Source organism: Pseudomonas sp. DWP2-2, assembly GCF_049897065.1.
GTDB classification, from domain to species: domain Bacteria; phylum Pseudomonadota; class Gammaproteobacteria; order Pseudomonadales; family Pseudomonadaceae; genus Aquipseudomonas; species Aquipseudomonas paracarnis.
Map to the genome: position 1 here is coordinate 191504 of NZ_JAFCVN010000004.1, position 26503 is coordinate 218006.

A 26503-nucleotide genomic window follows, 5' to 3' on the forward strand; every position below is an offset into this window, starting at 1 on the left:
TGGCAAGCTTCGGGTGTACCTCCTCGGTTAGATCGGGTTCGGCGGCGCATGCCAAGGGCGCAACCACCTTGACCAGCGTGGGCGATTCGCTTCACTGAAGGCGGCGCGTAACTCCTGCGCTGAAATGCGCCGGGCGACCGAGTTGATCTTCAACGCAAGCTGCAGCGCCGGCCAGCAGGCACGGGGCAGATGTGGCGGGCACACCAACGTACGGTCCAGCCGCTGCGTCTTGGCCTGCTTGGCGCTGCAGTGGTGATAGGGATGTTGGCCGCCCGCCAGTTCGTACAACACACAGGCGAGGGCGAAGAGGTCGGAGGCCTGGCTGATCTCGCCACCCTCCAGCAGTTCCAGTGCGGCGTATCCGGGTGTCCAGGCGGCAATGCGCTCACGTTGCAATCGTGGCAGGCCGAGCAAGCGGGCGTCATTCGAGGCGGCCAAACCGAAGTCGAACAGGCGTAACCCGTTGTCCCCCAGCATCAGGTTGCTGGGCTTCAAATCGCCATGCACCACACCGTGGAGATGGGCATGCACCACCGCATCGAGCATGGCCAGCGCCAGTGGCTGCAGCAGGTCCCAGCACACTCCCTGCGGGCACTCGGCGATCACCCGGTCGAGGGGCGCACCCTGCAGCCATTCCATGCTGATGAAACCCCGTTGCGATGGCCCATCGACGGCGTAGTCGTAAAGCCGGATCACATGGGGATGGTGCAGGTGCTGGGTCAGCGCAAATTCACTGAACAACAACGCATTGGCATCCGGGCACGCCGCATGGCTGTCGTTCATGACCTTGATCGCCACATAGGGCTGAGGGTCGCCAAACTGGGCACGTAGTGCATCGTGGGCGCAGTAGACGGCGCTCATGCCCCCCACGCCGAGCAGGCGTTCCAGGCGATAGCGATCGTTCAACCGCTCCGGCAGGGGGGCAAGCGGTGTTGCCGTAGTTGCCACATCAGGTTGTGCGGCGAAGGCGAAGTAGGTTGGCTGCGAGGCGTTTTTCCCTGGCGGCAGGCCGGTGATGATGTCGCTGTGCAGGTCGGTCATAGCCGCACCACCACGGCCGTCAGGTTGTCGTGCGCCGGGCCGCGCAGCGCCGATTCGACCAGTTGCTTCACGGCGGCCTGCGGCGTGGCAAGGCTGAGTGCCTGGCCAACCGCCTCGCTGCTGAGTTCCTGATACAACCCATCGCTGCACAACAGGAAGACATCGCCCGGCCGGGGGGAGAGCTCCAGCACGTCCAGTTCCAGCTGCGCTTTGGCGCCGATGGCCTGGGTCAACGCCTGGGCAGAGGGGTGCAGGCAGGCCTGTTCGAGGCTCATGTGCTGCTGCGCCACCAGGTGTTCGAGCAAGGAGTGATCGCGTGAAAGCTGGTAGAGGCGATTGTCGCGCCAGAGGTAGCAGCGGCTGTCACCGGCCCACACACAGGCCAGCCGGTTGTCATGCATCAGCAGGGCCACTACCGTGCTGCCCATGGTGGTGTCCCGCCGTTGTGGCGTCACCGTCAGCTCCTGATTGAGCCGACGGTTGAGCCAGTGCAGGCATTGGCGCAACTGCGCCAGGCGCTCCGCGTAATCACCCGCTGCCGGTAGGGCGAGCAGGCTGTCGACTACCAGGCGGCTGGCAAGGTCGCCGGCTTGGTGGCCGCCCATGCCATCGGCAACGGCCCAGAGCCCGCGCTCGGGGCAGTTGAGAAAGGCGTCCTCATTGCGCGCCCGCACCTTGCCCGGGTCAGTGTGGGCGGCACTGCTCCAGGACCCGATCATTACAACGCCGCCGGCAGACGGAAGTTGCGCACTGCCGTCAGGTCGAAAGGGTTGGGCGAACGCTGGCTCAGCAGCAGGTAGTTGGCACGCAACCCGCCGACATCGGCTTTCAGCATCAGCACATCACGTCCGCGATGCGCCTCGGTTTCCATCAGGTCGAACAGCCGAAACAGTGACCATTGCCCGGTGTTCTTCTGAATACCCGTGCGGTGCCCGCTGAGATCTTCAACCAGCAGGCTGGTGAGGCCATCGCTCGCTTCGTTGGGCCACTGAAAGTTGGCTGACGTGATGGGGCCATGCCGATATTCCAGCTGCTTGTCACCAAAGCGGAAGTCGGCGCGACTCAGGTTGGCGTCGAGCGAGTAGGGTTCCAGGCTGAATTTGATCAAGGGTTCCGAGGCATTTTCGGCAAAGAAACCACGACGGATCTGTTGCACGTTGCTCATCTGCTGCAGGATGCCGCGGGACACTGGCAGGCTCCGGCCCTCGACACTGCGCAGGCGGTACTGGTTACCGTCAAAGGTGACGAAGGGTTTCAGGTAGGTATCGAAGAAACTGTCGACGGTGCCTTGGGCTTTGAAGAACTCCCGGAAGTCGGCGATCGCAACATCGCTGGCGCTATGGGCATGGAACGGATATCGCTCATGCAAGGCGGTTGTATAGACGCTGTAGAGCTCGCCTTGATAACGCTTGTTGAGGTAGTGGTAGGCATCGCCCAACACCAGTTGCCAGTTGTCGTCGCTCATCCCGCGCAGCCAATGGGTGATCGGTGCGGGTAAGCGGGCCGCCGATGCGCGTACGCTATCCAAGGCACTGCGCTGGCCGCTCAGGCGGGATTTAGCCAGTTCGAAGGCCGCGTAATCGGGCTGGTTGCCTTGGCTGACCGCCAGCAATTGTTGATGCAGGTCGGTGAGGGCGGCCATGGCTGGAGCCAACTCTGGGCCAGTACCGCCATTGTCGTCCAACAGCCGATGGAGCGGTTCGAAGCGCCGCTGCAGGGCGGCCTTGGCCGTTACTGGACGTTTATCCGCCAGGGTGGTGGTGGCTTTCTGGGCGACCGCTTTCGTGAGGCCGCCTACAGGGCCAGCCACATCCGCGATCTGGCCCGCGGCGTCGGCTACGTCTGCTACGGCTTCGCCGACGGTCGGGAAGCGTGTGTTGTCGCGTAGTTGCGTCAACAACTGCACCAGGGGCGAATTGGAGGCAATCAGTGCGGCGGCCTGGTCGGCCCCCTGGGCGAGGCTGTTGAGCGGTTGCAATGCAACTTTGGCCAAGGCCTGATCCCAGTGCTCGCCGTAGTCGCGAAAGTACAGTTGCTCCAGTTCGGCCAGCAGGTCGCGCAGCTGGATGGGGTTGAGGCTGCTGCTTTCGCCCATCACCCAGTTGTCGCGCAGGAACTCGTGAACAAGCGTTGCACCGCGCACCAGGAAGTACTGCTGATAGCCCTGCTGTGTGTACAGGCCTGGGATTACCGTATGGGTTCCGGTCAACGCCAGCCCCTGCGGCCCCAGATGCTCGTCCAGACGATACGGCGGCAGGTTGCGCGACTGCTCGCGCAGGCTGCGGTAGACCAACTGGGCCAGCGGCTCCTTGCGCAGCGCCTGGCGGGCCTGGGTGACCAGGCTGTCGTTGAGTGGATACTCGAAGGGCTGTTGCAGCAGGCGGGAGAAGTGTTCGTTCAAACTTGCCTGCGCGGCCACATTGCCCGCGTAGCGTCGATCCCAGTCCGTGGCTACCCAGTCTTTGAGGGTGTCGTTGTCACGGTGTTCCGGGCGGCCCAGCATCAGGTAGGTACGCAGGTTGTCGAGCAGTGCTTGCCGGTTGCTCAGGTTGGCGCGGATTTGCCCTTCCAACTGACGTGCAACGCGCGGCAGCAATTGCCTGTCCAGCTCATGCTGGTAGCGTTGCTGCAGAACGGCGGTGGCAGGCTCACCTTGGTACAGGCCAGTACGTTCGTGCAGTGCCAGTGCCGACTGAGGCGGGAATACTTGTGTGGCGCGGTAACTGGTTTCCAGCTCGGGCAAGACCCCCAGTGCATCATCCTGGGGGGTGATTGCCGCCAGTTGCTGCCCGAACTGTTGGCCCAGGGTGCGCAACTGTTCGAAGCGTTGGTGATTCTGCGTGAAACCACCAATCCACAGCAGCCCGAACAACGCCAGGCAACCCAGTGCGCCGGCGTACAACGCCCGTTGCCCCCAGTGCAGGCGGCGTGATTCCCGTGCGTCCAACCCCGCCAATCCGGCTTCAGGAAATACCACGCGGGTAAGCAGATGATGCACAAAGCGCGGGGCGCCACGCATTGTGCGCAGCGTACGTGGCGCTACTACCGGCGCTTCCACCTCGTCCGGGTCAGCGGTACTGCTGGGGGTGGCACTGTCCCAGTGCGGAACGCTGGCCAGGTAGACGCCGCGTAACTGGCTGGCAGGCTCATAGCGGTTGCCGGCAAAGGCGGTTTCAACCAGCAGCGCCAGGTGGGTGCCGATCAGGCCCAGCCGGTGTGGGAAGTCCAGAATGCGGCCCCTGGATTCGATGCTGCGTTCCTGCTGCAGGCGCATCACAACCTGGCTGTTCAAGCGCCGGAGCAGGTCTTCGAAGGTTTCATGCAGCACCGTTGGGTCGGTGCCTTGCTGGTGCTCCTTGAAGCTGATCCCCAACACCTGTTGGCTTTCTTCTCGGGAGAGCTGGCTGAAAAAAGCATCGAAACCTTGAACGCTATCGGCCTTGGTGAGTACCAGGTACACCGGCAGCCGGCTATGCAGGCGCTGATGGATGTCCAGCAGCCGGCTTCGGACCTGTCCGGCCAAGTGCCTCAGCGGCTCGGGATTGCTGTCCAGCAACAGGGTGGTCGGAATATTGACCAGCACCCCATTGATAGGCCGGCTGCGCCGACGCCGGCGCAACAATTTCAGCAAGGTGCGCCATCCCTCGGTGTCCGCAGGTTCCTGTGCGGCCAGGTAACGGCCACTGCTATCAAGCAGCACGCCTTGTTCGGCGAAGTACCAGTCACACTGTTGGGTCGCTGGCGGCGGACTGTTCTGCTGGCCGTCCAGTTGGTTGAGCGGAAACTTGACGCCGGAGTGGTCGAGCAGGCTGGTCTTGCCTGCGCCTTCGGGGCCTATCATCAGGTACCAGGGCAACTCTTTGCGCCACCGTGCACTATGGCCGCTGTACAACCCGGATCGTTGCAGCGTCTGCACGGCGCTTTTGAACAGGCGACGCAGCGTGGCCTGTTCCATGTCGACAGCACGCCGTGAGGGCGGCAGGGGATCCTTGTCGTTGTTTACCGAACCGGAGGCTTTGCGCCGATCACTGGCGACAAGAAACAGGCCCCAGGCGAGCAACAGCCCGCAGATGGTCAGCAACCGGGACGTGGCGCTTTCCCAGAAGCGGTGATCAGCCACCGCCAACAAGGGGCCAGCGAACCAGATCAGCAAGGCCAGCGCGATAACCACGAGCAGGCTCCATAGCCACGTCTGGGCTAAGAGGCGGGTCAGTGAGGTGAATAGCTTTTTCATCGAAGAGGCTCTCTGAGGCAGAAATCAGGCGTAGGCCCGTTCGGTATTTTTTGGGGTGACCTTGGCCAGGCCAGCTGCCACCTGGTTGGCGTCCAGGGTGAGCCAGGCCTTGAGCAACTGCTGCAGGGCTGGGCTGTCGGCGACATCGCCAAACACATCCTGCCAACCGAGTGTTCGCTCGCTTTGCGCTTTTAGGCGTTTTTGCGCCCGGCTCAGCTCCTGGCGCTGCTGGGTGCGCAAGGCGTTCAGTTGCTGCTGGCTGTCCTGAAAGAGTCTGCGTAGTTGCAGCTCGGTCAGGCGTTCGAAGCGTAAGTCGGTCCGCCCTCGCAGGTTGTGGCGGAACTGGGTGTAGGTTAGTGCCGGGACCTGCTCGACCTCGGCTTGAATGGACTCAATCTGCAATCCCAGTTGCTTACGCTCCCTGTCGGTGAACAGCGCGCCCGTTTCTTTCTCCCGGGAGACGCTGGCGTACCAGCGCAGCAAGGTGGCCAATGCGGCATTGGCATAGCCGGGGTCATTGAAGTGCTCGCCCATCGACAGCACTTGCGTGGCGAAGGACTGGCGCGCGGGCATGTCGCCTTTGAGCTCGATGGCGCCGGCGAACTTCGCGCAGGTCAGCTCTTCGATGGCCGCGCAGCCGGGTTGCCAGAGCACCGACGAGGCCGCGGTCAAGCCGGATTTGCGCGGCATGAAGTGCCGCTGTTCGCCATGGTGCTGGTAGGGATCGCCACGCAGGTTGAGCAGGCCGCCCAGTAGCAGGACGGTACCGATCATTGGGTTGCCGATACTGGCGATGAGCATGGCACTGCCGGGTAGCGCCATTTTCCATTCGGCGTCCATCCAGGTGGCCGGAACCGACGGGATTGGGTCGTTGTGGTTGACCAGCCGATGGTGGGGCAGGGACTGGGCAGCCTCGACGAAGGTCCGGTTGCCGGTGCGTGGGGAACCGTAGGTGTAGAGCTGGATATCGTCGGAGTATTCGCGTTGTAGCCATTCGGCCAGCAGCAGTGCGATGGCGCCACCCAAGCTATGCCCGCAGACAAGAATGGTTTGCCCCTTGCGGTAGAACGCATCCATATATCGCTCTACAAATGTGCGGGCAACCAGAAAGGCAGCGTGAAAGCCGCGATGGATCTTCCCCTGGCCGTCGACATGCGGCACTTGTCGGGCATCTGCGTCACGTAGAAAGTCAGCGAACTCCTGGCTGCCGCGCACCGAAATCAGCACTACCTTGTCGTTGTGGGTGATAAAGGCCTGGGTTTCAGTCTTCTTATGATGAAGAAAGTGCACCTGTTCAGGGTACTTCCAGTCGGCCTTGGCTTCCTTGGCATAGCGTTCGGGATCGTAAGGCATGATCTCCAAACGTTTGGAGTAGGGCACCTCTTCGCTCAGCAGATGGAACGGGCCGCTTTGCTTGAACTGGGTCGGCGGGAGCAGGTGGCCGAGCTGGCTTTGCAGGACGCTGCCGATGCAGCCTGGCACGGTGTAGGGTGGTGGTGTCGGTGCTTCGTCAGGCCTGCGCTCGCGGTGAAACGGCGCATAGCTGAGTACGGCCATCATCGACAGGTGATAGGCATTCAAAGCGCAGAAAGTTTTGTCGCGTGACAGCAGCGGGCTTAAGGCACGCAGGGCCTTAACTTCCAGCACATTGTGCTTGTTGACCATCAAGGCAATGCCGGGCTGGGTGTTGGAGTGCGTACAAGCTTCTTTCAGAAAAGGCGACGGGCGTGGTTGGAGCGTGGTATCCGCGTCTGGCAGATGAGCCGCTTCGCCAGGCTTGGCAAAGTCGCGAACTTCAACCTGGAAAAATACGGCCTGTTCTTTTTCGGCAAGCTCGCGTGCCAGGTAGGTACGGCCATTTCGGCGCGGGCCTGTCGGGGCTTGCTCGGCAGCGACCTGAAGGGCGGTTAATGGAAGCTTGAAGTGCTTCCGTGTTTGAAGTTCTTTGTACCAAGTGTCATCGAAGTTCTGATTGGGCGAAGATAGATCAAGTATCAGAGGGCCGATATAAAAGTTCTCCAGGCGCGCGTAACCCTTACTGTCGAGTGTTCCCGAGTAGGTCATGCCCATGCGGTCATGCAGGGTGTAGTCAATACCTGCATAGGGTGCGGCTTCACCATGTTCATCAACCAGACGAAAGCTGCACCACGAACCGCGTTTCGGGCAGGTTTCCTTAAGCTTAAAAGTCATTCGTGATTACTCCGTACAGCCCGGATAGACCGTGCAGGTCCGGCCGTTCATTTGGAAGGTTTGGAATACGGGCGGATTTCTGCACCAACGCCAACCATTGCTTTCATGTGCGCAGGGTTTCCAGCCTGTTGGGAATTTGATCCACGTGTCATCGTGCGAGGGCTCTTCCTCGGGGTTGACCTCAATGACCAACTTCACTGTCTTTCCGGCCAATTGGTCATATTGCAGATGGGTACCGCTGGCTGCGCAGGTGAGGAGCTTGCTGATTTCACCAAACCGAGATTTCGCCTGACTTTGCTGAAACAGCCAGTTGCATTGCGCGGTCACGGAGCGAATTCCATCTTTGTCGAACTTGGGTGAGTCTGCCGGCAACTGGTTGAAAATCCTGAAGCCGCCATTGGCGTAAGTTTGTTGCCAACGTTGCTGGCCGTAGCGCCCATTGATATTCAGGTCCAGCGCTGTCAGCCGCATCGTGCACAGGCCAACGCTGTAGGTCAGCGGTACCTTGTGGCTAAAGGCCTGTGGTTGCGCCTGAATGGGTATGTTGTCGCTGGTGCCGTAGTAGCGCGCACTCCATTCGCCATACAGGTTCTGGCGCTGACAGACGCTGCTCTCGGGGTCCACCGGGTCATAGGAGGGCATGATGTCCATACCGAATTCCGCCGGCAGCGTGCCCTCGAAGGTGAAGCTGTCCAGGCCGTAGCGGCCGGTGGCTGAGACGGCACCTTCCTTGGCGGCGAGGGCGACCCAACTGCAGGCATTCAGGCTGAGCAGGGCAATGGCAAGGATGCCCAGGCGCAGGCATCTCAGAGGTCTTCTGTGTTCAGGCACAGCAGCCGAATCAGCGATTGGAGGACGCATTCGCAACCTCCTTAGGCAGTACGCTGTTTGTCTGTTCAATCGCCGTTGGCGCAGGCAATTGGAAAGGCTCAAGCACCGCCCCCCGTTGCTCTTTCAGCACCCAGGCAAACCCGGCGTAGAGCGTGGCGAGGCTGATCACAGTGAACAGTGCTACCAACCACCACGGCACCAACCGTGTGTGTGTTCGATGCTCTCGAAGCAGGCCCTGCCATTGCGGCGATAGCTCATGCGGGGTATCGCCACGCAACTGACGAATGTGGCGATAGAGGTCGTCGCGGATCTCTTCCAGCTCCACGCTGCCCCCCGTCGTATCCATCGCGTACTTGCCCTTGAACCCGAGCGACAGGCACAGATACATCAGTTCAAGCATGTGCAGGTGCCGGGCCGGGTTCTTGATCACTCGCTCCACCAGCAGGAAGAATTTCTCACCGCCAGAGGTCTCGTTATGGAAGTGGCTGAGCAGGCTGCGATGCGGCCAGTCACTGTGCTTGCCCCACTCAGTAGTCAGCACCGCTTCGTCAACCACGGTGCATAACAGGTACCGGGCGGTCTGAACTTCGTAGTGTTCCACCCCGGCCAATCGGGTTCGGCGCTCGAACGCCTTGATGTCATTGTTCAGGCGTTTATTGAGCTTGATGAGGTCTTTGCAGCGCTTGCGTTGCTTGAGCTTGACCACATCGGAAAGCAGATCCGCCGCTGCGGCCACCAGGGGATTGGGGCTGATGCTGAAGGTTTGGATGGCTTCCTTTCGCGCGGAATACACATAGTGAGATTCCAGTTCCTCGTAGCGGGGCGGCTGCTCAAAGTCGGTCAATGCGCTCTGCGCGGGCGCCGTACCATCCAGGTTGACGATCACAGTCTTGTTATCCAGGCTGCCAAAAGTATCGCGTTGCATGGTAATCAGCTCCTGATGGCCCAGAATTGCAGTTCAAGCGCGGTGAACTCACCCGATAGGTGCAGCGCGAAGCCACGGGAGCTCTCCAGGTCCGAGATGTCCTGGATGGAGAGTTCGAGCTTGAAATACGATTTGTCCGTGTGGTAAGGGATCTGCCTGGGTGCCACAGGCAGCGGGCTCAGCTTGATACCGGGCAGATGCAGATTGACCAGGTCGCGGATGCTGTTGACGGTGCCGATCTTCAGATGCTGTGGCAGGCGCTGGCGTAATTCGCCCATCTCGCACTGGGCACTGGCGACCAACACGAAGTAGCCGTTCTTGAGGAAGGACGGGTCTTCCAGGCGCGCCACCTGAACGCCGTATTTGTGTTGCTCCAGCGACAGCTCGACCGCGTGCTGTTCCAGAACCAGCGACAGCACTTGGCTGATTTCGTCCCGGAGCTTGAGGAAACACCCGAGCTGATCCTGGTGGTCATAGCCGACCAGTACCGCCTCGGGTCGGCGTGCGCTGGAAAACGCCGATAGATCACCGACTAGGGTCAGAAGGCTGCGATAGAGCTGTTCGGGATGGAGCTGATCCATTGCCAGGGAGTGACGCAGCAGCAGCTCCGAGCGGTTGATCAACTGCAACATCATGAAGTCGCCCAGCTCCGCCCCCCCAATCTGGCCGGTGGAGCGCATCCGGTCAGCGATGGCTTCGCCGCGGCTGTTGAGTTGGTTAAGTACCTGTTCGACGCACTCGACCAGGCTCTTGCAGGCGTGAACATGCAAATGACTGGGCAGGAAACCCGATTGCAGGATGGCGATGTTGTTGTTGTCGACACCTTGGATATGGCAGAGCTTGATTTTGACGAACGCGCTGTCACGGCGTTGCTCCCCCAGAAGCAACTGCAGATCCAGTCGCGCGCAACTCATCGCATTGGTGGTGTGGGCACCGGCATTCGAGTCGGTCACATCGAGATCGTGGCTGAGGTAGCGTGCCAGCGCGTCAGTCTGGGTCGCATCGCGGGTTTCTACCTGGCTGCCACTGATCAGAGGAAGCCCCAGGTATACCGGTACGTCATAGGCGTTCGGCGGCACATCCAGTGTCAGCGCTTGACGGTCATGGGTATGCTCAAAAAAAGTGCCATCCGGCATGATCCCTGAGGCGGCCCGAACCAACACCTTGGCCTGTCTCAGGTAGCTGGTGTCCACTTCCAAATTGAAGAGGCCCCAGCTGTAGGGGCTGGTCAACCGGGTGCGCATGTTCAACTGATGCGCGTAGTAGCGGTCGTTCTGTTGGAAGTGTTGCGGGCGCAGCAACATGCCTTCTTTCCAGACTGTTTTATCCGTATTCATGGTCTGCCCTCGGCGGCTGGCTTGGGATCGGCGGGGGGGCGTATGCCGTGCTGATCGAGTATCAGATGGGTTCGGTTGATCTCGGCGGGCTTCAGTGGGATCACATAGCGCCACTGGGTTTCTGGCAGATCGCGGTAGGCGGCGAGTACGGCCACGTAGTGGCTGGAGGGCTGCACACTCAACTTGAGCTCGACCTGTTTGCCGGGGCTCAACTCCAGCTCTTCGGTGTTCACCAAATCGACGGCCAGGGCAGTCTTCGGGCGCTCATAAAGGCTGAAGAAGTCGGCGTTCTCAAACGCCACCTGGTGTTTGAGCTCCATCAGCCGCAACACGATGGGCGAAGGGCGGCCATGAATATCTGGATTCACGTCCTCGCTGGCGGTAAGGGACAGTTCCAGTTTGGTCATGGAAGAATAAGGGGACAGGGCCGAGCACCCGCTCAGCAACAGCCCCAAAGCCATGCAGGCCAATGTTCTTAGGTAAGGCATCAAATCTCTCCTGTTGGCAGGTGCTCAAAGGTGTCGAGCAGGCGCTGCTGCTCGTTGTAGGCGTGGGGGTAGCCTTCTCCCAAAGGGTGTTGCAGGAGTGCCTCGCGTTGGTCCTGATGCAGCCGGCAGTAGGTTTTCCATCGCCCTTCGGCAATGAACCAGCGGCGCGAGGCGGTGGGTTCGAAGTGCAAGGTCACATTGGCCGGCGATAGTTGTTCCACCGCATTACGCAATGCGGTGCGGCTGGCGGCATGCGTGGCCACTTGATGGCGTTGCAACGTGCGGCAGCTACGACCGACTTGCGCCAAACTGGCCGACAGCGGTGCATGCACCAGCTCCGCTACTGAGTCCAGGCGAACGTCAACGTCCGATTCAATCCGGGTGTCGTGTTTGAGCTCGGCGCAGGTACGCAGGCATCGCTGTAGCTCTGTGGTGCAACTGCGCAGCAGGTGGGCAGCATTGACCGCCAGTGTCTCGCGCTCATGATCAGAAAGATGGAGCAGGTCCATTCCCAGGGCGCTTCCGAATTCATTCCAGAATGGCGCCGAGGAGAGCGGGGTTGGCGCTGCCATGGCGGTAGGCGCGGGTGCCAGGGTCGGTACCCGCACATGGGTGGCTTCCAACTGAGTGTGATCATCGTGCTGGTCGACTTTCGGCGAAGTGTTCAGCACATCGCTCAGGTCATCATCACTAGCGTGATGTGCTACCCGGTCGAGCAATGTGATGGGGTCGGCATCCAGGTAGTCTTCCCGGATCACGCTGTCAGCGGGCAGTCGGCGCCCGGCGCCGAGGGTGAGCAGATCCGAGGGTTGTACCAGGCGTACACCGATCTCGAATTGGCTCAGCCGGTAGACGGCGCGATTGCGCAGGCGCAGCGGCCGGTCCTTGGTCAGGCGCTTGCCGGTATGCACCTCCCAGGTACCATTGCTGCTGGTATCGGTGAGGTAAAAGTCGCCGTCGTGAAAACTGATGCGCGCATGTTGGCCGGAGAGCTGTTTTGTCGGGTCGGGGATGCACCAGTGGCAGTCATCGTTGCGACCCGCCAAGCCACCGGCTGAGGTGAAAACTTGGCTGCGGGAGTGCTCCGGCAGTGATGCCGGAGGATTGAGGATTTCCATGATCATTTGCATGTCGAGATCTCTGCCTCATTGACTGCGGTTGAGCGCGCGAGGATCACCGAGTGGGCGGTAATCCGGGTCGCTGAATACGTAGTTGCCGGTACAGCCGCTGATGCACAGCAGCAGAAGAAGAAAAACAGGTGAAAAACAACGCATTCGGGCGCTCCTTCATTGAATTTTGGCAACAGGTGCCCGCCCCATGCCGATGAGGAAAGTCACTGTTTGGGGTTAAATCAGCCGTAGGCCTGCTGTTCTTCGCTGGGGCTGGATACCTTGGCCAACGCGGCGGCTTTTTTGTTTTCAGGGCGATCAAGCCACTCGTCGATCAATTTGATGAGTTCATCGCTCTTTGGGATGTCACCGAAAACGTGTTGCCATTCGAGTCGATGTTCGTCCTGATTTTTCAGTCGTGCTTGTGCTCGGCTCAGACTTTTTGTCTGATCACTCTGAAGAGATTCAAGGCGCTGCTGACTTGTTCGGAAAAGTCCGCGCAGTTCCACTTCAGAGGTTTGCGAGAGCCGTGGATGGGGGCGGCTGCGAAGGTTGTGTCTAAAACGTTCGTAGCTAAGGTTGATAGGTTTTTCCATCTCTGCTCGTAGCGGCTTTATCTGCTTTTCGATCTGTTCGCGCTCGTCGGGGGTGAGCAACTTCCCCCCGCGGTGCTGAACGCTGGCATGCCAGCGCAGCAGGGTGGTCAACGCGTTGCGACTGTAGCCGCCGTCGCTGGAGTGCTCAGCGGCCGACAAGGCTTGCATGAGAAACGCCGCCCGTTTTGGCATATCGCCTTTGAGCTCGATATGGGCGGCGAACTCGGCGCACGTCTTCTGTTCGATGGCTGCGCACCTTGGTTGCCACAGCACCGAATTTTTACCTAGTTTGCGTGGCATGAAGTGCCACTGTTCGCCGTGATGCTCGTAGTTATCGTCCTTGAGGTTGAGCAAGCCGCCAAGGGTCAGCATCAGACCGATCCAGGGCGAGCCGATGGAGGCGATCAGCAGGGTGGTGCCGGGGAGTACCATCTTCCATTCGGCGTCCATCCAGGTGGAGGGCACCCCAGGCACCGGGTCGTTGTGGTTAACGATGCGATGGTGGGTGAGGTCGGCGGCGGCTTTGACGAAGGACTGATTACCGGCGCGCGGCGCGCCGATGGTGTAGAGCATGACTTTGGGTTTGCTTGCGCGAAGCCGTAGCCACTCGGCCAGCAGCAAGGCAATGGCGCCGCCCAAGCTATGGCCGCAGACCATGATGGTCTGATTGCCGGTGTAGAAGGCATTCATGTAGCGTTCGACAAATTTGCGTGTCACTTCGAAGGAATTGTAGAAGCCTCGGTGCGCATTGCCTTGGCCGCCCTCATCGGCAAGGAATGGCACTTGCTTGGCGTCCATGTCTCGCAGTGCATCAGTGAGACCGGCGGTGCCACGTACCGAGATCAGCATCACCCTGTCGTTATGGGTAATGAAGGCCTGGGTATCGGACTTGTGGTGAAGGAAATGGACTTTTTCGGGAAAATCCCACTCTTCCTTGGCCTCCTTGGCATACCGCGCCGGATCATAGGGCACTACTTCCAGGCGTTTGGAATACGGCACTTCTTCAGTGAGCAGGTGATAGGGTCCGCCGTCGCTGAAATGGGTCGGTCTTTCACAACGAGCCAACTGGCTTTGCAGAACAGCGCCGATGCAACCTTCGTCCCTATAGGGCGGTGGCGTAGGGGCTTCGTTATAGGCACGCTCTTTGTGAAACGGGGCGTAGCTGAGCAGCGACATAATCGATAAATGGTAGGCGTTAAGCGCACAGAAACCTTTGTCGTGGGAGAGCAATGGGTTGTAGGCGCGCAGGGCTTGAACTTCTAGCACATTGTGCTTGTTGACCATCAAGGCTATGCCGGGCTGGGTGTTGGAGTGGGTGCAGGCTTCCTTGAGAAAGGGCGAGGGGCACGAATCCAATGCGCTATCAGCCTCCGGCAGGTGGGCGGCTTCACCCGGCTTGGCAAAGTCGCGAACTTCCACTTGGAAAAATACGGCCTGCTCTTTTTCGGCGCGTTCGCGTGCCTTGTAGGTGCGGCCATCGATGCGTGGGCCGGTGGGGGACTGTTCGGCGGCGACCTGGAGGGCGGTTAAAGGAAGTTTGAAGTGTTGTCGAGTTTGAAGACGTCTATACCAAGTATTGAGCCCCGTATACGGTACACTCAGATCAAGTATCAGAGGGCCGCAGTAGAAGTTTTCCAGATAGCCGTAGCCTTCAGTATCGAGTGTCCCCGAGTAGGCCATGCCCATGCGGTCATGCAGGGTGTAATTGAGGCCGGCATAAGGTGTCGCGTCGCCATGTTCATCAACCAGGCGAAAGCTGCACCAGAGGCCACGTTTGGGGCAGGTTTCTTTGAGTTTAAAAGTCATCCGTGATTACTCCGTGCAGCCGGGATACACCGTGCAGGTCTGGCCGTTCATTTGAAAGGTTTGGAATGTGGGAGGGGTTCTGCACCAAATCCAGTCGTTACCTTCTGTCTTGCATGGCTTCCAGCCGTTTGGGAATTTGATCCAGGTGTCGTCGTAGTAGGGTTTTTCCTCCGGATTGACCTCAATGGCCAATTTCACCGTCTTGCCGGCCAACTGGTCGTATTGCAGGTTGGCGCCGGCGCCTTTGCAGGTCAGCAGCTTGGTAAGTTCCAGATGTAATTTGCTTTCTTGGAACAGCCAGGTGCACTGGGCATTTACTTGACGAATCCCGTTTATGTCGAAGCCTTGTTCGTCATCGGGCGCGCGCTTATGGATATAAAAAATTGCGTCGGAATAGGTTTTTTGCCAGTTTTTTTTGCCGTAACGCCCGTCAATCTCCATTTCAACTTTGCCCAATCGAAGCTCGCAGGCACCGACGTAATAGGTGAGCGGAATAGTGCGGGAGGTGGACTTAGCCTCGGTGTTGATTGGGATATCGACTCCCTTACCCAACTCACGGGCTTGCAGTTTGTTGTTATGAAGATTGGTGACCTGGCAATTGAGGCGGTTCTTATCGACCGGGCCGTACCAACCGATGATGCTGAGGCCGAAACCTTCAGGCAGGTCGGCCACCAGGGTGAAACTGTCCAGACCACGCCGTTCGGTCAATAGAAGTGGACCCTCTGTGGCAATGACAGCGACCCAACTGCAAGCGGTGAGAGTGGAGGCCGTCAGGGCTAGCGCGAACAGGCGAATGTGACGGGGGCGTATAGGCCCTCGGCAGTTCCTGGATAGGCGATTAGTCATCCGTGATACTCCGTGCAGCCAGGATAGACCGTGCAGGTCTGGCCGTTCATTTGGAAAGTTCGGAAGATAATTGGTTGTTGGCATCTCTTTCCGCCTGCTGCTTTTGGGGTGCATGGTTTCCAGCCTTCCTGAACCTTTATCCAGGATTGTTCACTGGAGGGGGCCTCCTCAGGATTGAGTTCAACCATCAATCTCAAGAATTTTCCGGAAAGATTGGCGCGCTCGAGATAGCCGGTGCGTTCGCCTTCACAGCTGAGCGATTTTTTGAGCTCCTTATTTCGCATCATGCTTTCGCCGAAAAGCCACGTGCAGTATCGATTCACCGCTCGTACTCCATTTCTGTCGAAATCAGGCTCACCACCAGGAAGTTGTGCTCGGAGGTAGAAGTTGGTTTTGTTGTAGGCCTCCTGCCAGCTTTGGTCGCCGAAACGACCCGTGGTCTCCAACTCAACTCTGCCAAGGATCAGTTCGCATTCCCCAATGTAATGTGTGAGCGGAATCTGGCGCCGTTGCACATTCGCACGCGGCGTGATCGGGATGTCGAACCCCTTGGTGATGATTCGAGGCTTCAGCCGACCGCTATAAAGGTCGATGTCCTGGCAGTGCAGTTGAGTGTCATCTGCAGGTCCGTACCAAGCGGTCACGCCCAAGCCAAATTGCGCAGGAACATCGCCTACAAGGGTAAAACTCTGTGACCCGCTGCGTTCAGGCACAAACACGATGCTCTTTTTGTCGAGCACAGCGACCCAACTGCAGGCACTAAGGCCAAGCAAAGATAGGCTCAAACAACCCTTGGATATGAGCCTTTTCATGGCTGCAATCCCCTGCTGGTTTGCAGGATGTCCTGCTGAACTCTCACAAAGTGGGCGTCTGGAGCCTCATCTGCGCGCGGAGTCCAGGCAGGAAGATTGGCAAGGTCGTCACTGAGCTGATGTTCCAACAGGAAATGAATCTGCTCCTGCCTGGACCAACCCCAGCTATCAGCCTTATCTAGCTGCATCTGAAGCCAGGGCGCCAATGGTTCACGGGTGAGCAACTGCTGAGTAGCTTCCAACTGGTTTTCCCAGAGCCATGTTTCCAATATGGCCTTCTGCGCTGCGGCGGATTGCTCTGTTGAAGACGTTGTTTTCAGCCACGGTGTATCGAAGGGCTCCGGGTAGGTACAAGGGGCGCGATTATCCACACTCACCCACTGCTCGCCGTCCCAGCACAATGCGCTGCACAGCGGCCCCAGCAACAGTGGTATCTGGTGGCTATCCAGCGCCTGAAGGTGGCGCGCGATGACGCGGTTGTCCTGGAAGCGATACAGCGCACGTTGCCCTTCATCATGGATGACCATGCGGGCTTGCCAATGCGCAACCACCTCGTTGATATCCAACTGCTGCGCACTGGCGACCCACCCCCAATGATGTTCTGGCGACTGCAGCAGAGCGGACAGCGCAGCCATTGTGCTGACGTTTATACGCACCAGCCATGGCCCCAGTGGCGCGAGGTTTTCAAACGGCGTGCCTTGATAGACCTTGACGTAATCACGTATGGGCGCACTGGCAAACAACGTCGGGATCGGGTTTGGCGTTGCCATCGGATTGGCAATGACCACCAAGTCGCGCTGGTGGCTCCTTTGCTCACTTAACCACTGACTGGTCAGGACGGAGGACATGCTCATGCGGATGGGCTCCTGTGGGCGGCAAGGGGATGTGCTTGTTCTGCACGCGGGCGGACGATTGCCCCAGCAGGGGATGGTGCGTGGATCAGGGAGATCAGGCTGGCGTGCATACACCCTCCTGACAGGCTTCACAGATCAGGCAGCGTTCGCTGCCCTGTTCCTGTGCGACTTGCATCAACTTGGCCTGTACGGGGGCCAGTGGCGGAGGTGGGGGGGCTAGCTCCAGGGGGGACAGCAGTTGAAGACCAGAACCTTCGCCAGCGCTGCCCCCGGCGTTGAGGCCGACCTTCTTGCCGTTGCACCAGACGCCGCTTGGGTCGATCTTCACAAAGCTGCCACCGGCTATCAGCGTCAGCTCTACGCCGGCTTCGATGACCACCTTGTCGCCGGCTTTGAAGTGCAGCTCATTACCCGCTTCAACAAACTGCCCGACACCCACCTTGATATGTTGGCTCTCGGCGATGTTGAGGTGATCGCTGGCTTTGATGGCGACCATGCGTTCGCCGTGGGTTGTGTGATGTTCTTGTGCTTTCAGCTCGGTATAGCAATTGGCGCCAACCGTGGTGCGCCGCACATTGCCGACGTATAGGGTATGGTCGTGCTTGACGATCTGGCGCCAGTCGCGCTCGGCATGCACGAGGATCTCTTCGCTTCCTTTCTTGTCCTCGATGCGCACTTCGTTGAAGCCACCACCGCCAGGGGTGCTGGAGGACTTGAACACCGACTGGGTTTTGTTCGCGGGCAGTGGGTAGGGCACCGGGTTGGTGGTGTTGGGCAGGCAGGCTGACACGTAGGGACGGTCGGGATCGCCTTCAAAAAAAGACACCTCGACCTCCATCCCGATACGCGGAATCACCACGCTGCCGTACTGGTTGCCGGCCCAGGCGCTGACCACGCGCAGCCAGCAGCTGCTGTGTTCGTCGGCCTGGCCGGTGCGCTGCCAGGGGAACTGCACTTTGACGCGACCAAATTCATCGCAGAACACTTCTTCACCGGCCGGGCCGGTGACGGTCGCCGACTGGCTGCCGTGGATCACATGGCGTTGATGCTTCAGCTCCGGCCGATAGGGGGTGTCCCAGGGCGTGGCGGTAAAGGTGTTGCGGTAGCCCTGGTGAAACCCGTTCGGGTCCTTGCTGGTGTCGCTGGTCACCGACTCTTCCAGTACCTGCGGTTGACGGCCTTCATGGGTGAGGGCGGTCAGCAGCCATAGGTCATTCCAGGTAGTGCGCGGGTGGGCAGTGAGCGGTAGAAAGTGGCCGCTGACCAAGGCCGGCTGATCGCTTTTGCCCTCAGCCAGGCGGTAGTCGTGGCGATGCCGTTCCAGGGCGCGCTTGCTCAATTGGCTGCCACGGGCGTCATCGCGGAACTCGCCGGGGTAGTCGTAATCTTCCAGCGGCGGTGGGGCGCGTTCGCCCTCGGCCACCACCACCCGCTGCTCGGCACTCAGGCGTACGTGCGGTTGCTTGAAGTCGTAGTCGCGGCGGCTGACCTGGGCGGCGCGGGTTTCCACCCGTACACCGAAACGTGACACCACGCTATGCTGTGCTGCCATTCCCGCACCTGGCTGGTAGGCGGTCTCCGGCAGTTTGCGGAACACAGTCTGGTCATCGCCGAACACCAGCAGGTGCTGGGTGGAGCTGTGCTGGAAGTGGTAGCTCAGGCCTTCCTCGGCGCACAGGCGCTGCAGGAAGTTGAGGTCGGTCTCGTCGTACTGGGTGCAGTAGTCGCGCGGAGGATAGACCGTCGGGCCACACTGGAAGCGGTAGCTGTCGGCGAGGATGCCATGGCCTTCCAGCACGGCGGCGATGATCTTCGGCACGTTCATGTTCTGGAACATGCGCTGCTGGTGAGCGTGCGCCAGGTACGCCAGGCGTGGCACCAACACCAAGTGATAGTGGGTCAGGCGCCGCCCGGTTTCGCCCTGGGCCACGCTGTGGATCTGACCATGCACGCCGGCGCCTTGGGCGTCGAAGGCGAGGAACGCCGGTTGGTGCAGCAGGCCTTCCAGGTCGATATCGGCACGCTCGCTGACCACTTCGATCTCGAAGCGATAAGGCGTGTTGAGGGCTTCATTGCCCTTGAAGGCCAGCACTTTGAAGTCATTGGCTACATCGGGTAGTGACAGTGCGAGAGGGGATTGACTCATCCTGAGATACCTTTCGAGCGAAGCATCGGGTCATGGAAGTTGGGTTTGGCTGGTTTCTGTACCGGCCTGAAGTCCTGCTCGGCCGGCTTGATGTCCAAGCGCGCCAACCGGTTTAGGAACGTGCGGCGGGACACCTGCAACTCCCGCGCGGACTGGCTTTGGTTGCCCCCATTGCGACGCAGGCAGTCCAGCAGCAGCCCGCGTTCGAGCTGGTCGAGGCGTTGCTGAAGATTGGTGGGGGGCTTTACCTCTTGTTTTGCCTAACGTGGATCGAGGTGGCAGGGCAGCAGTTCGCCACTGTCGCAAAGCAAGACTGCACGCTCGACCTGGGCCCTGAGCTGGCGCACATTGCCTGGGAAGCTCTCACTATCGAGCAGGGCCAGTGCTTCCGATGACCAGTGACAGGTGGGGCGCTGCAAGGTTGTGCAGAACGTGGCAGTGAAGTGTTCGGCGAGCGCCCGCACATCTGCCCCACGCTCTCGCAGTGGCGGCAGTTCAATAGGGAAGTAGGCCAGCCGATAGAACAGATCCCGGCGAAATTGCCCGGCTTCCACCAGCTCTTCCAGGTTGTGGTGGGTGGCGGCAATGATGCGTACATCCACTTTGTGGGTCTTGTTGCTGCCCAGCGGGCGTACTTCTCCCTCCTGCAATACACGCAACAATTTGCCCTGCAAGGCCAGTTGCATATCGCCGATTTCATCCAGGAACAAGGTGCCGCCATTGGCCGCATCGAACAGACCTGGGCGATGGCTATCGGCGCCAGTGAACGCGCCCCGCACGTAGCCGAACAGTTCACTTTCCAGCAGGTTCTCAGGAAGGGAGGCGCAGTTTTGTGCAACAAAACTCTTGCTGGCCCGTGCGCCGTTGTCATGAATGGCACGAGCGACCAGCTCTTTGCCGGTGCCCGTCTCTCCGGTGACCAATACGCTGACCGGATAGTCCAGCACCTTGCTGATCAGCTCACGAACACCCTGCATGCAGGGGCTATTGCCAAGTAGGCCGTAGTTGCTGGCAGGCCGATCAGAAATGCTGGCGTGTTTCGGCGCCATTGCCGGCGCTGGGTGCAGGTGGCGCAGCCGCCCCAGTTGAACGAGTACGAAATGCCCTAGATGGCAGAGCGAAGCAGACGACGAATTCAGGTCACGGGCGTTGCGATCGGCGACCAACAGCAACCCGCGAAGCCCCTGTGAAACATCATGCAAGGGAATGCACAGCAGGCAGCGCCAGCCCGGCTCACCGGCAGGTAAAAAGTCCGTCTGATACAGCCCGTTGCTCAGCAACGGGATGTTCAAGGCTTGATGCTGATTCAGGCAGTACTGCAGCAACGCTTCGTTCATGTAGTTGCGCGGCTGGCTATCGGCAGCCTGGGCTTGTACCTGACCATCACACCACGCGGCAGCCAGATTCAGCCCGGTGCCGGTGTTATCCAGCACGAACAGGTAGCTCAGCGGGCATTGGGCCAACTGCGCCGCTGTGGTCACCAACCCCTCTTGAAGGCGGGCGCAGTCCGTCAACTGCGCCAATTCACCGAGGTGGCGCAATAGCGCCTTGGTGTCGGGCATCAGTTGGTCGATTGCAGGTTCAGGCGAACTCACAGGCTACCGCTCCCTGGGCATCAACGCTGGCGTGTACCTGCTGTATCGGTTGACCACCGGCCATAGCCGCGAGTAGACGGTCCACGATCTGGGGTTGCAGGTGTTGATCAACCAAGGCGTCGATCAGGCGGGCGCCGCTGGTTCCATCGGTGCATTGCTGTGCAAGGTGCTCGATCAGGTGGTCGCTGAAGCTGAAACGCAGCTTGCGCGACGTCAGGCGTTCACCGAAGCGATTCAGTTTCAGTACGACCAGGGCGTGCAGCACGTCGCCCGCGATGGGGTAGTACGGCACAACACGCATACGCGCCAGCAGCGCCGGTTTGAAGTGCCGAACCAGGGTCGGTTGAATCAGTTGTTCCAGGTCTTGCGCGGTGGGCGGTTGACCGCTGGCGCATCGGGCGGTGATCTGCTCGCTGGCCAGGTTGGAGGTCATCAGGATCAGGGTATTGCGAAAGTTGATCTCGCGCCCTTCGCCATCGTTGGCTACGCCCTTGTCGAAGATTTGGTAAAACAGGTTGAGCACTTCGGGGTCGGCTTTCTCGACCTCATCCAGCAACAACACCGAATAGGGCTTTTGCCGAACGGCTTCGGTGAGCATGCCACCCTCGCCATAGCCGACATAACCGGGTGGTGAACCGATCAGGCGCGACACGGTGTGCTTTTCCTGGAACTCGGCCATGTTGATCGTGGTGAGGAAACGCTCGCCGCCATACAGCAGGTCAGCCATTGCCAGCGCGGTTTCCGTTTTACCCACACCACTGGGGCCGACCAGCAGAAACACGCCGACCGGTGCGTCGCTGCGATTGAGACCGGCGGCATTGGCCCGCATCGCCCTATCCAGCGCGTTGATCGCCTGCGGCTGGCCGAGCACGCGCTGGCCCAAGGCGTGGCCGAATTCGGCGACGGCGCTGTTGTGCTCGCGCGCCAGGTGGGAGAGGGGCACGCCGGTCCAGTGGCTGATGACCTCGGCCACCAAGCGCGGGCAAACCTCGTGGCTGACCAGGCGTTTGTGGTGCTGGCTGGTGGCTAGTGCCGACTGCGCTTCGAGTAGCTGTGCTTCAAGGTTTTCCAGCGCCGATGATGAATGCACTTCACTGGCGGGGGAGCGACGTAGCGCGGCGCATTGCTGGCGCAGATCCAGTAGCTTTTTTGCCGCCTCGCGCTGGGTCACCCATTCTGCTTCCAGGGCCGTCACTTCTGTGGCCGTAGCATCGAGCTGCTGATGCAACTCGGCTAGTACGTGCGAGTCGGTTGTCAGCCCAGCGTCATGGTCGCGCTGCAACGCTTCACGTTGGCGTTCACCTTCGGCCAGTTCATTGCGTAGGCGCTCAAGCAGTGAGGGGGCTGCAGCGAGGCTGATGCGTACGCGGGCGCAGGCCGTGTCGAGGACATCGACCGCCTTATCGGGCAACTGCCGGCCGGACAGGTAACGTGCTGACAGTTCGGCGGCGGCCACGACCGCGTCATCGCGCAGGTAGACGCCATGGCTCTGCTCATAGAACGGCGCAAGCCCACGCAGAATCGTAACCGCCTGCTGGACGGTGGGTTCATGTAGCTGAACGGGTTGAAAGCGTCGTGCCAGGGCGGGGTCTTTTTCAAAGTACTTCTTGTACTCACTCCAGGTGGTCGCTGCGATGGTGCGCAGTTCTCCGCGTGCGAGCGCAGGTTTGAGCAGGTTGGCCGCATCTGAGCCACCGGCCTGGGCGCCAGCGCCGATCAGGGTATGGGCTTCGTCAATGAAGAGAATGATTGGCTTGGTAGCATTATTCACCTCCTCAATGACCCCTTGAAGGCGCCGCTCGAACTCGCCCTTGATACTTGCCCCGGCCTGCAATAACCCCAGGTCTAGCGTTAACAGGCGCATATGCCTGAGGGCTTCCGGCACCTCTTTGGCCGCAATGCGCAACGCCAATCCTTCGACGATGGCGGTCTTGCCCACGCCGGCTTCGCCGACCACGATGGGGTTGTTCTTGCGGCGGCGCGAGAGGATGTCGATCATCTGCCGAATCTCGTCATCCCGGCATAAGACCGGGTCCAGCTTGCCCTCAACTGCTTGTTGGGTGAGGTCGTGGGTAAAGCGTTGCAGAGCGGAGTCGGCGGCGACAGAAGTACCGGAGGCAGCGGGCGTCAGAGCGGGGGGCGTCGCCTTTGCGTATTCGCGAAGACGTGTCGCATTCAACCGCGCCAGGAGCGGTTGGTATTGGCTGCCGGCATACCGTTGAGGGTTGTGTAATAAGGCCAGCAGCAATGCCGCTTCACCAATGTAGGGTTGGCGCAGCTCCAGCGTGGCCAGCATCAGCGCATCCTGCAGCCATTGCACCAGTTCGGTGGAAAATACCGGGTTGCGGGATTCGCTCTGGCCGCTGGTGGCATGCAGCACCCGCTCCAACTCACCGGGCTCTATCGCAGCATCCTGCAGGGCGCGAACTAGCATGCCTTGCGGGCGTTCCAACAACCCCAGCAGCAGGTCCTCGATAAGAACTTTCTGGCCTCCGCGTCGTATGCAGCGCTCGGCACTGCGTTCCAGTTCAGCTTTGCAATCGGCATCCAATGCCTGGACCAGGTGCTGCAGATCAACGTTGATCATCGGAGTTGTCCTCTAGTGCGCTATTCAATGAAACGATGCCGTCGGCGTGTTCATGGCCCAACCAACTGGTCCAGCCCAGATGGCATTCGTTGTCTTCGCCAATGCGTTGTTCGTGGATTTCGTCGGGGCGCAGCTGCAACTGAATGTCGTAGCTCAAGGGGTCCCGTAAGGTGAATCGCACCAGGGCGCACAACGGGCGGTAGTCGTCGCCGATCGGCAGGTAGGCGTGCAGTTGGTCCCAGCGCAGTTGGCGGATGTGCACGCGGAATCGGCTGCCGCCATCGACGGTCTGTTCGCCCAGCACGGCCGTCTCGTTCAGTTGATGGTTGGCTCTTCCCAATGCGTTTTGTTGATCCAGGGGAATGGCGACCTGTCGCACCAGGCACTGCTCGATGAACAGGTCGGCATGCTTGAAGTAGTAGCGCAGCACTGACTCGATGAGCGCGGCGGAATGGGCACGCAGGCTGAGCAGCCCGAGGTAGGGAAGCAGGCGTTTCCAGTTCAGTTCCGAGGTTTGGCGGATGCGTTGGCCACCGAGCCCAATCAAGGCAAACAGCTGTTCCGACAGCGGGTCACGTGCGCCGGCGCGGAACCGGGCGTGGTAGCGGTACTTCTGCCAGATAGGCAGCAGCAGGCACTGCAAACGGTGGTTGATCAGGTTGAGGAAATCACGGGTGCAGCGGCCGCCATCACTGTCGGCCAACGCCTGTTCACTGTAAAAGGATGGCAGCGGCGATCCCGCCCCGAGCAGGCTGACCAGGTTGATCCGCAGCCGGGCACGTGTGACGCCTTTCTCGGTAAAAAACTGCACCTGATCAATGTCCCGGCCGGGGAAACCCATGCTGGCATTGGCCTGAAATTCCAGGCGCTCGTACAGTGCCTCATCGCTCAGGCCCGGGGCCGCTTTGGCGAGTTGAGTCAGCACCTGCTGTACACCCTGGAACAGGCTGTACTCGCGAATCGCATGGCTCAAGGGCGTTAGAGCAGGGGCTGTTGTCCCATGCGTGGCGTCCATACGTAGTCCTCTCCTTGCTTGCTGTGTACGTGCAGTTGATGGAAGGAGTTCAGGCTGGCGTACAGCGCGAAGAACTCATTAAGTACCGAGGCGAACAGATACAGTTCCCCCTCGCTGCGGTAGCCACTTGTGTCAACGGTCAGGTGGGTACGCACGCCACGTATGGGCAGGCCGCGGTAGAGACGATCGGTGTGCTGGTGGCGGATCTCGATCAGGCTGCTCATCAGTTGGCGGCTGATCTTCTCGGCGTACTTGTCGTAGTAACGTGGCAAGTCGTAGGTTTCGAGAATGACCTTGAGGGCCTCGACGTTGGCCAAGGACAAATAGTTGAGCGACATGTTGCTGATCAGCTTCCAGAGGAAGTCACGGTGCAGCGGTGGGGCATAGCAGGGGGTGATCAGGCCAATGTTGCGAAAGCTCAGCGAAGAGGGCGTGCCCACACACGGCATGCAAATGGTGCCGTCACCCAACTGGCTGGGGAGGTTCTGATTAGTGCAGGTCAACTCGACCGAAATCGTCTCGCTCTGGCTGGCATCGCGCTGGCCGAAACTCAGGTAGGTGTCCAGGCGGCCAGCTACCATCGACGGCTCCTGGCGTACGCTGTAATGAGGCCGGGCCCCCGGACCATCGAAACTGGCATCGTGCTCGAAGGACTCAAACAACGCGTATTCGGTGTACCCCGCGTTGCCGGGCTTCCAGCCAATCACTTTGTCGACCGAAAACACACCGAAATGCTGAGGATCCTGCGTGCCGGGGAGCACGCGGTAACGGTCCTGTTTGCCATCAAGCCGGATTGGTGCGGCATCGTCGCTGAACAGGTTGACGATCGGTGTGCAGTACAACCGGATGTTGTCCACGGTAGGCTGCACCCGCTGGGCGCTGGCGCCAGTCAGGGTAAAACGCAGCTCTAGACCCTGGGCCTGCTCGATCACGTCCTTTGGGTGTGTCGCCAGAACATCCAGCCCTTCCAGGTCGATAAACAGAAACTTCTCAGGGAAGGTGAAATATTCCTGCAAATGCCGATATCCGCGGAAGGTGTTGAGCGGGTAGGGCACCAGCGCCTCGTTTTCGGCAAAGCCAACCGGTTTTACGTGCTCGCGTTGCAGGATGCTGTTGTAGGTATTGCCATTGCTGTCTTCGAGCGGTTGTCCCATCGCGCTCAACAGTCGCAACTGCACGCTGTCTAACTGTTGCAGTAGGCTCAGGTAAAGCTGTTGGCTGATGTAGCGTTCACCCGTCAGATGCAGGCGTAAGCGTTCAAGGTTCAACTCGCCCAAGTGACCGTCGGCGCACAGTGTCAGCCGCAGCGACAGCACTGCGCCTTCACTGGTGACCGTGTACTCCAATCCGCTCAGCGCCAGCGGCAAAACGTCGGTGTCAAAGGCTGTCTGGAAGCGGCATTGCACTCCCTGCAATGGTGTGGACTGCACTGGTGTATGGCGCGGCACTAGCTGCGCGGGGCCAGCGCGGGTCAGCGGGTCAAACTGCAGCATGCCGAACGCGGGCAGCGGGCGCATGTAGTTGGGCCACAGCAAATGCATCAGCGAATGCGTCAGTTCCGGCAGCTCGTCATCCAGCTTTTGCCGCAAGCGGCCGGTCAGGAAGGCGACGCCTTCAAGTAGCCGTTCGACATCGGGGTCACGTCCACTTTCTGCCAGGAACGGCGCCAACGCCGGGTTGCGCTCGGCAAAGCGTTTGCCGAGTTGGCGCAGGGCGGTGAGTTCACTTTGGTAGTGGTGGTTGAGTGACATCTGTACTTCCTGCCGTTCTAAGTCGTAGGGCAATCAAGTTGTAAGTTGGGATTAATTTGGTCGGCCTTTCACAGTGCTACACCAAGTTTCATAATTATTTTTATCAAAGTATGGGCACGTATTCGATTTTGAAACATAGATGTAAGGTATGTCGTCGTCGTGTGAAAAATAGTAGTAATTTTTTTTGTCTTTTCCGTATATCCAGTTGTTGGATGAGCCTTGGTCAATGATGTAGGGGTCAAAAAATAGGATCGATGATTCGGCGGGGATGAAATTGCTTCGGTCCGTTAAGAGCATGAATGTATTTGAGAATAGATTAGTGAATGTAATGAGCATTGAT

General features: G+C 59.7%; 17 protein-coding genes and 1 pseudogene. All 18 read right to left on the reverse strand.

Annotated elements, in window-relative coordinates; translation table 11 throughout:
* Positions 1–27 precede the first annotated feature (27 nt).
* The 18 genes and pseudogenes from ACP7CZ_RS11245 to tssF all read right to left on the reverse strand — a co-directional run bounded on the left by ACP7CZ_RS11245 (position 28) and on the right by tssF (position 26163).
* Complete coding sequence (locus ACP7CZ_RS11245; RefSeq protein WP_294204548.1) at positions 28–1041, reverse strand: serine/threonine-protein kinase; 1014 nt, start codon at positions 1039–1041, stop codon at positions 28–30.
* Positions 1038–1760 (reverse strand): PP2C family protein-serine/threonine phosphatase, encoded by a 723-nt coding sequence (locus ACP7CZ_RS11250; RefSeq protein ID WP_236453228.1) that lies wholly within the window; start codon positions 1758–1760, stop codon positions 1038–1040. The genes ACP7CZ_RS11245 and ACP7CZ_RS11250 overlap by 4 nt, the downstream gene beginning before the upstream one ends.
* Positions 1760–5275, reverse strand: coding sequence for a type VI secretion system membrane subunit TssM (gene tssM / locus ACP7CZ_RS11255; protein WP_294204547.1), 3516 nt, complete (start codon positions 5273–5275; stop codon positions 1760–1762). Before tssM ends, ACP7CZ_RS11250 begins: the two co-directional genes overlap by 1 nt.
* 24 nt (positions 5276–5299) lie before the next feature.
* Entirely contained in the window at positions 5300–7465 is a 2166-nt protein-coding gene (locus tag ACP7CZ_RS11260; protein ID WP_294204546.1) for a lipase family protein, read from the reverse strand.
* 6 nt (positions 7466–7471) lie between these two features.
* Positions 7472–8326: a hypothetical protein gene (locus ACP7CZ_RS11265; RefSeq protein ID WP_294204544.1), complete on the reverse strand. Its 855-nt coding sequence runs from the start codon at positions 8324–8326 to the stop codon at positions 7472–7474.
* Entirely contained in the window at positions 8307–9221 is a 915-nt protein-coding gene (icmH, locus tag ACP7CZ_RS11270; protein WP_294204542.1) for a type IVB secretion system protein IcmH/DotU, read from the reverse strand. Before icmH ends, ACP7CZ_RS11265 begins: the two co-directional genes overlap by 20 nt.
* A gap of 5 nt (positions 9222–9226) precedes the next feature.
* Positions 9227–10558, reverse strand: a complete 1332-nt coding sequence (tssK, locus tag ACP7CZ_RS11275; RefSeq protein WP_294204541.1) for a type VI secretion system baseplate subunit TssK — start codon at positions 10556–10558, stop codon at positions 9227–9229.
* The gene (gene tssJ, locus ACP7CZ_RS11280) at positions 10555–11046 is read right to left on the reverse strand and encodes a type VI secretion system lipoprotein TssJ (RefSeq protein WP_294204539.1); all 492 of its coding nucleotides are present in this window, start codon (positions 11044–11046) and stop codon (positions 10555–10557) included. The genes tssK and tssJ overlap by 4 nt, the downstream gene beginning before the upstream one ends.
* Positions 11046–12176, reverse strand: coding sequence for a type VI secretion system-associated FHA domain protein TagH (tagH, locus tag ACP7CZ_RS11285; RefSeq protein WP_294204538.1), 1131 nt, complete (start codon positions 12174–12176; stop codon positions 11046–11048). Before tagH ends, tssJ begins: the two co-directional genes overlap by 1 nt.
* A gap of 221 nt (positions 12177–12397) precedes the next feature.
* Complete coding sequence (locus tag ACP7CZ_RS11290; protein ID WP_294204537.1) at positions 12398–14557, reverse strand: lipase family protein; 2160 nt, start codon at positions 14555–14557, stop codon at positions 12398–12400.
* 6 nt (positions 14558–14563) lie between these two features.
* A complete protein-coding gene (locus tag ACP7CZ_RS11295) occupies positions 14564–15265 on the reverse strand; it encodes a hypothetical protein (RefSeq protein WP_294204535.1) in 702 nt (233 codons plus the stop codon).
* Between the two features lie 134 nt (positions 15266–15399).
* Complete coding sequence (locus ACP7CZ_RS11300) at positions 15400–16215, reverse strand: hypothetical protein (RefSeq protein ID WP_294204533.1); 816 nt, start codon at positions 16213–16215, stop codon at positions 15400–15402.
* The gene (locus tag ACP7CZ_RS11305) at positions 16212–17069 is read right to left on the reverse strand and encodes a DUF4123 domain-containing protein (protein WP_294204531.1); all 858 of its coding nucleotides are present in this window, start codon (positions 17067–17069) and stop codon (positions 16212–16214) included. Before ACP7CZ_RS11305 ends, ACP7CZ_RS11300 begins: the two co-directional genes overlap by 4 nt.
* A gap of 94 nt (positions 17070–17163) precedes the next feature.
* Complete coding sequence (locus ACP7CZ_RS11310; RefSeq protein WP_294204530.1) at positions 17164–19215, reverse strand: type VI secretion system tip protein VgrG; 2052 nt, start codon at positions 19213–19215, stop codon at positions 17164–17166.
* 74 nt (positions 19216–19289) lie between these two features.
* Positions 19290–20777, reverse strand: a pseudogene (locus tag ACP7CZ_RS11315) (sigma-54 interaction domain-containing protein); the annotation flags it as partial.
* A gap of 19 nt (positions 20778–20796) precedes the next feature.
* The gene (tssH, locus tag ACP7CZ_RS11320) at positions 20797–23397 is read right to left on the reverse strand and encodes a type VI secretion system ATPase TssH (protein WP_294204526.1); all 2601 of its coding nucleotides are present in this window, start codon (positions 23395–23397) and stop codon (positions 20797–20799) included.
* On the reverse strand, positions 23384–24412 hold the full coding sequence (tssG, locus tag ACP7CZ_RS11325; protein WP_236455108.1) for a type VI secretion system baseplate subunit TssG: 1029 nt from the start codon (positions 24410–24412) through the stop codon (positions 23384–23386). The genes tssH and tssG overlap by 14 nt, the downstream gene beginning before the upstream one ends.
* Entirely contained in the window at positions 24376–26163 is a 1788-nt protein-coding gene (gene tssF / locus ACP7CZ_RS11330) for a type VI secretion system baseplate subunit TssF (RefSeq protein WP_294204525.1), read from the reverse strand. The genes tssG and tssF overlap by 37 nt, the downstream gene beginning before the upstream one ends.
* Positions 26164–26503: the final 340 nt, after the last annotated feature.